At 59.1% G+C, this 12,797-nt stretch carries 10 protein-coding genes; 7 read left to right on the top strand and 3 right to left on the bottom strand.

The features are described from left to right. Positions 1-17: 17 nt before the first annotated feature. A complete protein-coding gene (locus ACQZ5F_RS14690) occupies positions 18-857 on the bottom strand; it encodes a transporter substrate-binding domain-containing protein (protein ID WP_046801370.1) in 840 nt (279 codons plus the stop codon). Between the two features lie 407 nt (positions 858-1,264). Next, complete coding sequence (locus ACQZ5F_RS14685) at positions 1,265-3,553, bottom strand: NADP-dependent malic enzyme (RefSeq protein ID WP_225245664.1); 2,289 nt, start codon at positions 3,551-3,553, stop codon at positions 1,265-1,267. Positions 3,554-4,011: 458 nt separating this feature from the next. Here ACQZ5F_RS14685 and ACQZ5F_RS14680 point away from each other — a divergent pair, with 458 nt between their 5' ends. Next, positions 4,012-5,442: a mannose-1-phosphate guanylyltransferase/mannose-6-phosphate isomerase gene (locus ACQZ5F_RS14680; RefSeq protein ID WP_052818990.1), complete on the top strand. Its 1,431-nt coding sequence runs from the start codon at positions 4,012-4,014 to the stop codon at positions 5,440-5,442. A 66-nt stretch (positions 5,443-5,508) separates the two neighbouring features. Here the strand turns inward: ACQZ5F_RS14680 and ACQZ5F_RS14675 are convergent, their stop codons facing one another. Beyond that, a complete protein-coding gene (locus tag ACQZ5F_RS14675) occupies positions 5,509-6,231 on the bottom strand; it encodes a CPBP family intramembrane glutamic endopeptidase (RefSeq protein WP_225338920.1) in 723 nt (240 codons plus the stop codon). A 248-nt stretch (positions 6,232-6,479) separates the two neighbouring features. On the opposite strand from ACQZ5F_RS14675, the gene ACQZ5F_RS14670 reads away from it, so the two are divergent. From ACQZ5F_RS14670 to ACQZ5F_RS14645, 6 genes are all read left to right on the top strand, one after another. Continuing rightward, the gene (locus tag ACQZ5F_RS14670) at positions 6,480-7,712 is read left to right on the top strand and encodes an ABC transporter substrate-binding protein (RefSeq protein WP_046801367.1); all 1,233 of its coding nucleotides are present in this window, start codon (positions 6,480-6,482) and stop codon (positions 7,710-7,712) included. Positions 7,713-7,855: 143 nt separating this feature from the next. Continuing rightward, positions 7,856-8,758, top strand: coding sequence for a carbohydrate ABC transporter permease (locus ACQZ5F_RS14665; protein WP_046801366.1), 903 nt, complete (start codon positions 7,856-7,858; stop codon positions 8,756-8,758). Continuing rightward, a complete protein-coding gene (locus tag ACQZ5F_RS14660; RefSeq protein ID WP_046801365.1) occupies positions 8,751-9,692 on the top strand; it encodes a carbohydrate ABC transporter permease in 942 nt (313 codons plus the stop codon). The genes ACQZ5F_RS14665 and ACQZ5F_RS14660 overlap by 8 nt, the downstream gene beginning before the upstream one ends. Before the next feature lie 5 nt (positions 9,693-9,697). After that, positions 9,698-10,786 carry an ABC transporter ATP-binding protein gene (locus ACQZ5F_RS14655; protein WP_046801477.1) on the top strand — a complete coding sequence of 363 codons (1,089 nt, stop codon included), beginning with the start codon at positions 9,698-9,700 and terminating at the stop codon, positions 10,784-10,786. 58 nt (positions 10,787-10,844) lie between these two features. Continuing rightward, positions 10,845-11,609: a sugar phosphate isomerase/epimerase family protein gene (locus tag ACQZ5F_RS14650; protein WP_225245666.1), complete on the top strand. Its 765-nt coding sequence runs from the start codon at positions 10,845-10,847 to the stop codon at positions 11,607-11,609. Between the two features lie 24 nt (positions 11,610-11,633). After that, entirely contained in the window at positions 11,634-12,767 is a 1,134-nt protein-coding gene (locus tag ACQZ5F_RS14645) for a Gfo/Idh/MocA family protein (RefSeq protein ID WP_225338583.1), read from the top strand. The last annotated feature ends 30 nt before the right edge of the window (positions 12,768-12,797 follow it).

Here is a 12,797-nt window from a genome sequence, read left to right as displayed (position 1 = left end):
GAGACCCTGCGCCTGGCTTATTGCGCGGCGGAAAGCTTCTTCTGCTGCTCTTCCATGTAGCCGATGCTTGGCAGGCGGTTTGCCTTGGCGAATTCGATCATCTTACCGGAAGCGTGCAGCTCCTTGACGATCTTGTCCAGAGCGGCCTGCGTGTCAGCCTCACCCTTGCGCAGCCAGATCACGGAATCGGAAGGGATGAGGTCGGTGGGGATAAGGATGCCGTAATCCTTCCACTCGTCGGCGCGGTCCTGCAGCATCAGGCTCAGCGTGCCGTTGACGTGAACGGAAACATCACAATTGCCACCCTTCAGCGCCAGCAGCGATTCCGGCTGGCTCGGCAGGGCCTTAACCTGTGCGCCATATTGCTCGATCAGCGGCTGGGTGTAGTTCGAGCCTTGCGAAACGCAGGCGATCTTGCCCTTCAGGTCTGACCAGTCCTTGATGCCACTGTCCTTGCGGCCGATGGCGGCGCCGCCCTGGCGGTCATAGGGGGTGGGCACATAATCGAGAGTTTTGGCGCGTTCTTCGGTGTATTGCATGTTGGCGATGAGAATATCGACCTTGCCCTGCTGCAGGAACTGCACGCGGTTGGGCGGGGTTACGGTTTCGGTGACCAGCTCGACGCCGAGGCCGGCGGCCAGCGCCTTGGCGACATCGATATTGAGGCCCTTCTGTTCCTGCGTCTTCGGATCGATGAAACCGAAAGGCGCGCCGGAGAGGATGACACCGACGGTGAGCTTGCCGCGACCCTTGATACGGTCAAGCGTTGCGTCCGCATGAGCGGCAGAGGCCATCGAAGCGATGACGACGGTTCCGGCGATGAGTTTTGCGGCAAATCTGGAAAAAGAGAGGGCCATGGGTATTTCCTTTTGATTGTGGATGGAAACTACATGAGGCACCCGCCAAGAGCGAGAATTGGCATTGCGCAAAAAATACTATGAATAAAATCGTGTTCCAATAAAGCTTTGATCGCGAAAAAATATCCTAATAATCTAGAATTGTAGAATCCTGTTCTTTCCGCCCGTTGCTGTTTGCCCATCCGTCAGGGGCGGGAGAGTAATCCGGATGTTGCTGAGGATCGGATGGCCACATGCGGAGCGAGCGCGTGCCGCTTGTTTCTTCTCCCCGTCGGGGAGAAGGTCGCGGCAGCGGGATGAGGGGGCAAGGGGGCGATCTATCGCTGACGTTGCCCCCTCATCCGACCCTTCGGGCCACCTTCTTCCCCTCGGGGAGAAGAAACGTGCTGCAATGTCCCAGCCCGTCGTCACCGCCCGGCATTATAGGCTGCAATCGCCGCCATGTTGACGATATCGCTGTCCTTCGCACCCATCGAGGTGATCTGCACCGACTTGTCGAGGCCGACGAGCAACGGGCCGATGACGGTTGCGCCGCCCAGTTCCTGCAGCATCTTGGTGGAGATGGAGGCGGAATGGATGGCGGGCATGACCAGAACGTTGGCGGGGCCGGAAAGCCGGGCGAAGGGATACTGGCTCTGCATGCGATGATGGTTGAGCGCCACATCGGCAGACATTTCTCCGTCGACCTCGAAGTTGACATTGCGCCGGTCGAGGATTTTCACCGCCTCGCGCACCTTGTCGGACCGTTCGCCGGTCGGCTGGCCGAAGGTGGAGTAGGCAAGCATCGCCACACGCGGTTCGTAACCGAAACGGCGGGCGAGGCCGGCCGCCTCTTCGGCGATATCGGCAAGGTCTTCGGCGGACGGCATGTCATGCACGGCGGTATCGGCGACGAAGACGGTGCGGTTGCGCGAAACGACCAGCGAAACGCCGATGACGCGGTGGCCGGGCTTGGTGTTGATGCAGCGGCGGATATCTTCCAGCGCCGTGGAATAGTTGCGGGTAACGCCGGTTACCACGGCATCCGCATCGCCCATCGCCACCATGCAGGCGGCAAAGTGGTTACGGTCATTGTGGATCAGGCGTTGCACGTCGCGCAGCAGGAAGCCGCCGCGCTGCAGCCGCGCATAGAGATAATCGACATAGGCATCGACGCGGCTGGAGAGGCGGGCATTGGTTATCTCGATATTGGCGCGGTCGAGATCGATGCCGGCACGTTCCGCATTGGCCTTGATGATATCATCGCGGCCGAGGAGGATGGCGGTGCCAAGACCTTGAGCGGTAAACGAAATTGCCGCACGCATGACCTGTTCTTCTTCCGCTTCGGCAAAAACGACACGCTTCGGCGAGCGGCGCACGCGCTCGTAGAGACGCTGCGTCGTCGAAGCCATCGGGTCGCGGCGGGCGGATAGCTCGCGGGCATAGGCGTCGAGGTCAGGCAGTTCGCGCTGGGCGACGCCGGTTTCGATGGCTGCTTTCGCCACGGCCACCGGAATGGCCGAGATCAGACGCGGATCGAAGGGAACGGGAATGATATATTGCGGCCCGAAACGCGGGCGATTGCCCTGATAGGCGGCTGCGACGTCATCAGGCACGTCCTCACGGGCAAGATCGGCCAGCGCCTGCGCGGCGGCGATCTTCATCGCATCATTGATCTGCCGGGCGCGCACATCGAGCGCGCCGCGGAAGATATAGGGGAAGCCGAGGACGTTGTTGACCTGGTTCGGATAATCCGAGCGTCCGGTCGCCATGATGGCGTCGTCGCGGATGCGCGAGACTTCTTCCGGCGTGATTTCCGGATCGGGGTTCGCCATGGCGAAGATGATCGGCTTCGGCGCCATGGAGCGGATCATCTCTTCGCTGAAAGCGCCCTTCTGGGAGAGGCCGAAAACGACATCCGCACCCTTCATGGCTTCCGCCAGCGTGCGATCATTGGTCTTGACCGCATGGGCGGATTTCCACTGGTTCATGCCTTCGGTGCGGCCCTGATAGATCACGCCCTTGGTATCGCAAAGCGTGATGTTTTCGGGGTTGAACCCCATGGCCTTGATGAGGTCCATGCAGGCGATGGCCGCGGCGCCCGCGCCATTGCAGACCAGCTTCGTGGTCTTGAAATCGCGGCCCGTCAGTTCGATGGCGTTGATGAGACCGGCGGCGGCGATGATGGCGGTGCCGTGCTGGTCGTCATGGAAAACGGGAATGTCCATCAGCTCGCGCAGGCGGCTTTCGATGATAAAACATTCCGGCGCCTTGATGTCTTCCAGATTGATGCCGCCGAAGGAGGGGCCGAGGTAGCGCACGCAATTGATGAATTCATCGGCATCTTCGGTATCGACTTCTAGATCGATGGAATCGACATCGGCGAAGCGCTTGAACAGAACCGATTTGCCTTCCATGACTGGCTTGGAGGCGAGCGCGCCGAGATTGCCGAGACCGAGGATCGCGGTGCCGTTGGAGATGACCGCCACCATGTTGCCGCGCGTCGTATAATCGTAAGCACTCGCCGGATTTTCGGCGATGGCTTTCACCGGCACAGCCACGCCAGGCGAATAGGCAAGCGACAGATCCCGCTGCGTTGCCATCGGCTTGGTCGGGGTGATTTCCAGTTTCCCCGGTCTGCCTTGCGCGTGGAAATCCAGGGCTTCCTGATCCGTAACCGATGTTCTGGTGCTGGTGGGTTTTGGCGTGTCGGACATGGGCTGTGTGCGCTTTCCTGTCGTTATCAGTATAAAAATATTCGTTGTTGTTATGGTATTTTTTGCACGCCTGCCAAGCGTTGAATGTTGTTCAGCGCAGCAAATTTAAGCGTGATGAAATTTGCGGCCGATTCAATCGATTAAGTCAATATTCTTCACCCGGCGCGGGGTCGGCAGGTTCGATCCATCATCATTCAGGCTGCAGATGCGGCCTTTGATACTTCGCGATATTTGGTGCCGGCTCGGATGGAACCTCACAAGCCACCTCGCGTTAGCGGAAGGAGCCCGCAGGCAATCCACATGCCCTTCAGCTGCCCCCGCCATCCGTTCACCAAGCTTTCACAGGGCGAATTTATGAGCTTGTGCTTGTCTGCCCGTGAGCCGAAGATGGCAGCATTGGCAAAAATGTATATTGTCCGGCGCGCCGGGAAATTTTTTAGAGTTGGAAAGGTTTTATTGTGAAGGAACACTCTCGAAAGATCACGCCGGTTCTTCTTGCAGGCGGCGCGGGCTCTCGGCTCTGGCCTGTTTCGCGCGACCAGTTGCCCAAGCAGTTCCAGCCGCTGGTCGGCAATCTTTCGACCTATCAGCAGACACTGATGCGGGTGGGCGACAAGGGGCTTTACGCCGAGCCGCTTGTCATCACCAACGAGGATTTCCGTTTTTTCGCCCGCCGTCAGGCGGAAGAGATCGATCTGCCGGCAACGGTGGTGCTTGAACCTGCCCGCCGCGACAGCGCCGCCGCGATGGCCGCTGCCGCCGTGCTGGCGGAACGCCGGGAGCCCGGATGTCTGGTACTGGCGCTTGCCGCCGACCACGTGGTGCTGGATGCCGACAAGTTTTCCGATGCCGTGAAACTTGGTGCCAAGGCCGCCGATCAGGGCAATATCGTCGTCTTCGGTCTGGTGCCGACCGAGCCGCGTACCTCCTACGGTTATATCAAGCCGGGTGAGGCGATAGACGGCGAGGCCGATCTCAGCACCGTCGATGCCTTTGTCGAAAAGCCGGATGTAAAGACGGCGATTTCCTATCTGGAAAAAGGTTATCTGTGGAACTCCGGCAACTTCCTGTTCCGCTCCGACGTGATGATCGCCGAACTCAAGGCCTTCGCGCCGGAAATTCTGGCGGCGGTGACGCAGGCGGTCGAGCAATATGAAAGCGACCTAGGTTTCGTGCGCCTGCATCAGGCAAGCTTCGAGGCCTCGCCGAAAAACTCCATCGATTATGCGGTTATTGAAAAAACCAAGCGCATGGCGGTGGTGCATGGCCATTTCCGTTGGTCGGATATCGGCAGCTGGGACGCGATCTGGGAAATTGCCGACAAGCACGGCAATGACAATGCGCTCGAGGGTGATGGTGTGTTCATCGATTCCGAGGGCTGCCTCATTCACTCCACGCAATTGCTGACGACGGTGGTGGGCGCCAAGGATCTGGTGGTGGTGGCCACCAAGGATGCGGTTCTGGTGGTGCCGAAAAACCGGGTGCAGGATGTGAAGGGTCTGGTGGAGACGCTGAAGGACGGCGACCATGCGCCTCAGACGCAGGCGCACAAGCGCGTTTATCGCCCTTGGGGTTATATCGAACACATGTATGTGGATAAGCGTTACCGGGTTGGCCACATCACGGTCGATCCCGGCCACCGCATCTCGTTCCAGAAACATTATCACCGCTCGGAACACTGGATCGTCGTCAAGGGAACGGCGACGGTGACGATTGGCGAAGAGACGAAGCTGCTGACGGAAAACGAGTCGGTTTATATCCCGATCGGCCAGCCGCACAGGCTGGCCAATGAGGGGCAGATCCCGCTAGAATTGGTCGAAATCCAGACCGGGGCCTATATCGGCGAGGATGATGTCATCCGCATCGAGGATGATTACAAGCGAGACTAGATGTTGTGGGCTAAGGCTATATTCTAAAAGCCAAAAACGGCAGTCGTGCAGACTGCCGTTTTCCGTTCAGGATGCGAGCGCATTCACGCAATGGGCGAAGGCGTGGGAAAATATTGCTGCCTCCAGTCCCCGACGCCAGAACAGCCACCCGAACAACAGGCCGGGGATAAAATTGGCGAGCAGGATTGCAATGATCAGCGGCGGCTGCGGCTGCGCGGCAATCGTGAACAGAAGCGGCAGATGACCGGCGGCGAAGAGGGCGGCGGCCAGCACGATGGCGGCCCATAAAATGGCCGGTCGGACTTCACCCTTGCCGCTCAAGCGCCAGAGTGCCCATGCGAAAAATGACATCAGGCCCCATCGGGTCAGCAACTCTTCCGTTATGCCGCCGTAAAGAATGCGGGTTGTCAGCGGAACGGGAAAAGCGGTCATCTTTGCCATGGTCACCGCATCCGTGACCGATGGCAGGATTACCCGCACATAGGTGATCATCAGCAGGCTGACTGCGAGACCCACCAGCAGTGCGGGCGGCATCTGCCTTCGCAGTATTGTGCGGAGGCTACCTCCCTGCAGCCAGGCATCGACCAGCGGCGCGCCAAGCCCAACTTTTGCGGCCAGAGCCTGGCCGACCGAGACTGCCGCAACGGTCAGAATTGCCGGCTGGATCAGCATCAACAGGCGCATCGCGAGTGAAAATTGCATTCCCGGCGCAAGCTGCTCGAAACCCGCCAGTAAAAGCGATGCCACACCGGCCAAACCGATAAGCAAAAGAATATGCCAACGTTTCATGGTCATTCTGCCCGCTTTACCTTGTTGCTCACCCGGTCTTCTGCCGGTGTCCGTCCCGATACAGTAGAGGATGGGCATTGCCGGTAAGTTACGCCGCTCGCTCCTGCGTTTCGCCCGGTCGTTCCGCATTTTCCGGCCGTTCGAAACACCTCACAAGAAGGATGGTGAGATTCGTATCTCGGGCGGTTGCCTAATCAAAAATCTTCGCATACGTTCCAACTGCAACGTTTCAGTGAGGGAGGAGACTCATGCGAATGCGTGTTATTTCTGCGGCCTTTTTGGCCAGTGTTATGATTCCAGCGGGTATTGCCGGGGCCACCGATCTTGAGGTGACCCATTGGTGGACATCGGGCGGCGAAGCCGCAGCGGTGGCCGAGCTTGCCAAGGCTTTCGATGCCACCGGTAATAAATGGGTGGATGGCGCGATTGCCGGTTCGGGAGGCACCGCCCGTCCGATCATGATCAGCCGCATCACCGGCGGCGACCCGATGGGCGCAACGCAGTTCAACCATGGTCGGCAGGCGGAAGAGCTGGTGCAGGCCGGCCTGATGCGCGACCTGTCGGACGTTGCCGAAAAGGGCAAGTGGAAAGAAGTCATCAAGCCGGCAAGTCTGCTCGACAGCTGCACCATCGACGGCAAGATCTATTGCGCACCGGTCAATATCCATTCCTGGCAATGGCTGTGGCTTTCCAACGAAGCCTTCAAGAAGGCGGGCGTCGAGGTTCCGAAGAACTGGACGGAATTCGTTGCAGCCGCACCGGCGCTGAAAAAGGCCGGCATCCAGCCGCTGGCGCTCGGCGGTCAGGCCTGGCAGGCGAACGGCCTGTTCGACACGTTGACGCTTTCGATCGGCGGCAAAGACCTCTATCAGAAGGTCTATGGCGACAAGGATGCCGAGGCGGCAGCCGGGCCGGAGATGGCGAAGATTTTCGCAGCGGCCGTCGAGGCCCGTGATATGGCCAAGGGCACCAATGTTCAGGACTGGAACCAGGCCACCAACATGGTCATAACAGGCAAGGCTGGCGGCCAGATCATGGGCGACTGGGCGCAGGGCGAATTCCAGCTTGCAAACCAGAAAGCGGGTACGGATTACTCCTGCCTGCCGGGTCTCGGCCTCAATGACTATATCACCACCGGCGGCGACGCCTTTTATTTCCCGGTCCTGAAAGACGAGGCGAAAACCAAGGCGCAGGACGTGTTGGCCGAAACCATCGTCGATCCGAAAACGCAGGTCGCCTTCAACCTGAAGAAGGGCTCCTTGCCGATCCGCGGCGACGTCGATCTCAACGCCGCCAATGACTGCATGAAGAAGGGTCTGGCAATCCTGGCCAAGGGCAATGCGCTCACCAGCACCGACCAGCTGATTTCCGCCGATACGCAGAAACAGAAGGAAGACCTGATGGCGGAATTCTTCGCCGGCTCGATGTCGGCGGCAGATGGCCAGAAGCGCTTCGCGGACCTTATCGGTTCAGCTGACTGATTGTGATCTCTCCGGGTCGGGGAGCGGTTCGCCGCTCCCCGCTCCAACGTCCGGTCCGTGCAATAATCACCAGTGCGGGCAGGGGTTTCATGCGGTAGGGCTTTTGCCTGACCGTTGACTGTAACGTTACAGGAGGAGGTAACATGGCAGGTCAAACGCGCTCCAGGCGTCCCAATCAGCTTTTTCGCAATCTCAATTCCAAGATTGCCTCCATTCCCATGATATTGACCGCCATGGTGATCTTCCTCGGCGGCACGGTCTGGACGGTGATTTATTCCTTCACCAATTCCAAGCTTCTTCCGCGGGCAAGCTTCATCGGTTTTGACCAGTATGAGCGGCTGTGGGCAGCACCACGCTGGATTGTTTCCATCCAGAATCTGGCGATCTACGGCGTTCTGTCATTGATCTTCAGCCTTGTCATCGGCTTCGTGCTGGCGGCGCTGATGGACCAGAAAATCCGGTTCGAAAACACCTTCCGCACCATATTCCTTTATCCCTTTGCACTGTCCTTCATCGTTACCGGCCTTGTCTGGCAATGGCTGCTGAACCCGGAATTCGGCATCCAGTCCGTGGTCCGTTCGCTCGGCTGGGAAAGCTTTACCTTCGATCCGCTCTATAATTCGCAGATCGTCATTTACGGCATCCTGATTGCAGCGCTCTGGCAGGGCACGGGACTGGTCATGTGCCTCATGCTGGCGGGTCTTCGCGGTATCGATGAGGATATCTGGAAGGCGACGCGCGTCGACGGCATTCCGATGTGGAAGACCTATATCCTCATCATCATTCCCATGATGCGGCCGGTGTTCATCACCACCCTCGTCATCATCGCCAGCGGCATCGTCAAGGTCTACGATCTTGTCGTGGCGCAGACCAGCGGCGGGCCGGGCATCGCGTCTGAAGTGCCCGCGAAATACGTCTATGACTACATGTTCCAGGCGCAGAATCTGGGGCAGGGCTTCGCGGCATCGACAATGATGCTCCTGACGGTCGCGATCATCGTCATTCCATGGGCCTACCTCGAATTCGGAGGCAAGAAGCGTGGCTAATATCAGCACACTAAACACGGTCGTTGCCGCCACCGATGCGGTTGCCAAAGACCTTTCCGGCCCGCGCGGCAGGAAGCCGAGGAAAACCTTTTCCCGCCGCAACATCATTCTTTACGGCACGTTGTTCGTCGCCGCCGCCTACTACCTGCTGCCGCTTTACGTGATGGTCGTCACCTCGCTGAAGGGCATGCCGGAAATCCGTCTCGGCAACATCTTTGCGCCGCCGGTGGAAATCACCTTTGAGCCTTGGGTGAAAGCCTGGGCGAATGCCTGCACGGGCTTGAACTGCGACGGGCTGTCGCGCGGCTTCTGGAACTCGGTGCGTATTCTCGTGCCTTCCGTCGTCATTTCGATCGTTGTCGCTTCCGTCAGCGGCTACGCCATGGCCAACTGGAAGTTTAGGGGATCGGAGCTGTTTTTCTCGATCCTCATCATCGGCGCTTTCATCCCCTATCAGGTGATGATCTATCCGATTGTCATCGTGCTGCGGGAAATGGGCGTTTATGGCACGCTGACCGGCCTCGTCATCGTGCACACCATCTTCGGTATGCCGATCCTGACGCTGCTGTTCCGCAACTACTTCGCCTCTCTGCCGGAAGAATTGTTCAAGGCGGCGCGCATCGATGGCGCCAATTTCTGGCAGATCTATTTCCGCATCATGCTGCCCATGTCGCTGCCGATCTTCGTTGTGGCGATGATCCTGCAGGTGACCGGCATCTGGAATGACTTCCTGTTCGGCGTGGTGTTCACGCGGCCGGAATATTACCCGATGACGGTGCAGCTCAATAACATCGTCAACTCCGTGCAGGGCGTGAAGGAATACAACGTCAACATGGCTGCCACCCTTCTGACGGGTGCCGTGCCGCTGATCGTTTATTTCGTCTCCGGCAGGCTATTCGTGCGCGGCATTGCCGCAGGCGCAGTAAAAGGTTGAGCTATATGAATAAAAGCGTTTCCATCCGCGATCTTTCCCTCTCCTTCGGTGCCGTTACCGTGCTGAAAGACCTCAATCTCGATATTTACGACGGTGAATTCCTCGTGCTGCTCGGCTCTTCCGGCTGCGGCAAGTCGACGCTCCTCAACTGCATTGCGGGCCTTCTGGAGCCGACCGACGGGCAGATCTTCATCAAGGACCGCAACGTCACCTGGGAAGAGCCGAAGGATCGCGGTATCGGCATGGTGTTCCAGTCCTATGCGCTTTATCCGCAGATGACGGTGGAGAAGAACCTGTCATTCGGCCTTCAGGTCGCGAAGGTGCCGAAGGAGGAAATCGAGCGGCGTGTGAAACGGGCGGCCGGCATCCTGCAGATCGAACCTCTGCTGAAGCGCAAGCCGGCCGAGCTTTCCGGCGGACAGCGCCAGCGCGTGGCAATCGGCCGGGCGCTGGTGCGCGATGTGGATGTGTTCCTGTTCGACGAGCCGCTCTCCAATCTCGACGCCAAGCTGCGCTCGGAACTGCGTGTCGAAATCAAGCGGCTGCACCAGTCGCTGAAGAACACCATGATCTATGTGACGCATGACCAGATCGAGGCGCTGACGCTGGCGGACCGCATCGCCATCATGAAAAGCGGCGTCATCCAGCAGCTCGCCGATCCCGTTACCATTTACAACAAGCCGAAGAACCTCTTCGTCGCCGGCTTCATCGGTTCACCCTCGATGAACTTCCTGCGGGGCGAGCTGATCGAGAAGGACGGCAAGGTGGTCTTCACCACCAATGGCGTCACCTTTTCGCTGGACGGATATCAGCCGGAGGCGCCGCTCGCAGCCGGCCGCGCCGTGGTTCTCGGCGTGCGCCCCGAACATGTGCGGGTCGATGCCGATATCGTCGCCGGTGAGGTGCATGAGGCGATCGTCGATATCGAGGAGCCGATGGGTGCCGACAATCTGATCTGGCTGAAACATGCCGGCCACACCATGTCGGTGCGTGTCGGCGGCCACAGGCGGTTTTCGCCGGGCACCAAGGTTCGCCTCGGCCTCGACCTGACCATGGCCTCGTTGTTCGACGCCGAGAGCGAGGATCGGCTTTAGAGGCTCGATAATTCCCCCACACACAATCCCAAGACCCCACATCTCTATGGAGGAGACAATGACAGAACTCGGTTTTCAGCTTTACAGCGCCCGCAATTTCCAGCCTTTTTCCAATATTTTGAAGAAGCTCTCGGCGGCGGGTTACAAACAGGTAGAAGGTTACGGCGCCATGTATGCGTCGCTGGATGATGCCGGTTTGAAGGCCCTGCGCGCCGAACTCGACGCCAACGGTCTTTCCATGCCAACAGGCCATTTCGGCCTCGACCTTCTGGAAGGCGATCCGAAAAAGGCGCTCAATATTGCCAAGGTTCTGGGCGTGGAGGCGATCTATTGCCCTTACCTGATGCCCGACCAGCGCCCGGCGGATGCCGCAGGCTGGTTCGCCTTCGGCAAGCGGCTGCAGGAAGCCGGCAAGCCCTTCGTGGATGCCGGGCTTACCTTCGGCTGGCACAACCACGATTTCGAGTTCAAGGCGCTTGCCGATGGTTCCACCCCGCAGGAGCAGATTCTTGCCGGTGGACCAGACCTGAAGTGGGAAGCGGATATCGCCTGGATTATCAGGGGCAATGCCGATCCGCTCGCCTGGATAGAAAGCTATGGCAAGCGCATCACCGCCGTGCATGTGAAGGATATCGCACCATCTGGGGAAAATGCGGATGAGGACGGCTGGGCGGATGTCGGCCATGGCACGGTGGACTGGAAGGGCCTTGTCGCCGCGCTGAAGGCGAAATCCGCCACGAAACATTTCGTGGTTGAGCACGACAATCCGAAAGATATCGACCGGCTGATCACCCGCTCGATCGCATCCTTCAAAACCTACTGAGTTTCAATTTTCGGAGTTTTCATCATGGCCAGGGATCTTGGCGTCGGCATCATCGGATGCGGCAATATCTCGTCTGCTTACTTTTCGCTGGCACCGCTCTTCAAGGGTATCAAGGTGCTCGCCTGCGCCGACCTCAACCGCAATGCGGCGGAGCTGAGGGCGGAAGAATTCGGTGTCGTCGCGCAGTCCATAGAGGAACTGCTCGCCAACAAGGATATCGATGTGGTGGTGAACCTCACCATTCCCGCCGCGCATTTTCCGGTGTCGAAAGCCGCCCTCGAAGCGGGCAAGCACGTTTATTCGGAAAAGCCGCTGGTGCTTTCGCTGGAGGAAGGCGAGGAGCTGCGGCGCATCGCCCGGGAGAGGAACCTCTCCGTCGGCTGCGCGCCGGATACCTTCCTCGGCGGTGCGCATCAGCTTGCCCGGCAATATATCGATGACGGCAAGGTCGGGCGCATCACTTCCGGCACCTGCCATGTGATGAGCCCCGGCATGGAAATGTGGCACCCGAACCCGGGCTTCTTCTTCCTGAAGGGCGGCGGGCCGATCCTCGATCTCGGTCCCTATTACGTCGCCAACCTCATCAACCTCATCGGCCCGGTCAAACGCGTCGGCGCACTGACCTCCATGGCAAACCCCACCCGTACGGTGACCAGCCAGCCGCTGAATGGTGAGATCATTCCGGTCGAAACGCCAACCAACATCCACGCGCTTCTGGAATTCGTGAACGGAGCGACGATCACGCTTTCAGCCAGCTGGGATGTGTGGTCGCATCGCCACGCCAATATGGAGCTTTACGGCACGGAAGGCTCGATCTACGTGCCGGACCCGAACTTCTTTGGCGGCGTGGTCGAAGCCAGTGGTCGCGACAAGAACATCCAGCCGCTGGAAGACTGGGCGCATCCCTTCGGTGTCGCCAATCAGGAAAGCCCGAACGGCCCGCGCGCCAATTACCGCACCGCCGGCCTTGCCGATATGGCGATTGCAATCCTTGAAGGCCGTGATGCCCGTTGCTCGCTCGATCGCTCGCTGCATGGCATCGACGTGATGACCTCGATCCTGAAGTCCGGCGAGGAAGGCCGCTTCATCGAGATGACGACGACCTGCACCCAGCCTGCGGCACTTGGCATAGAAGAGGCGCAGGCGCTGCTGCGTTGACGCGTTCGTTATCAGGAAAGCGGCGAGGGC

This window comes from Agrobacterium sp. 22-210-1 (genome assembly GCF_053522525.1).
The sequence above is the reverse complement of the archived record's forward strand: the minus strand, read 5'-3'. Positions and strand labels throughout refer to the sequence as shown.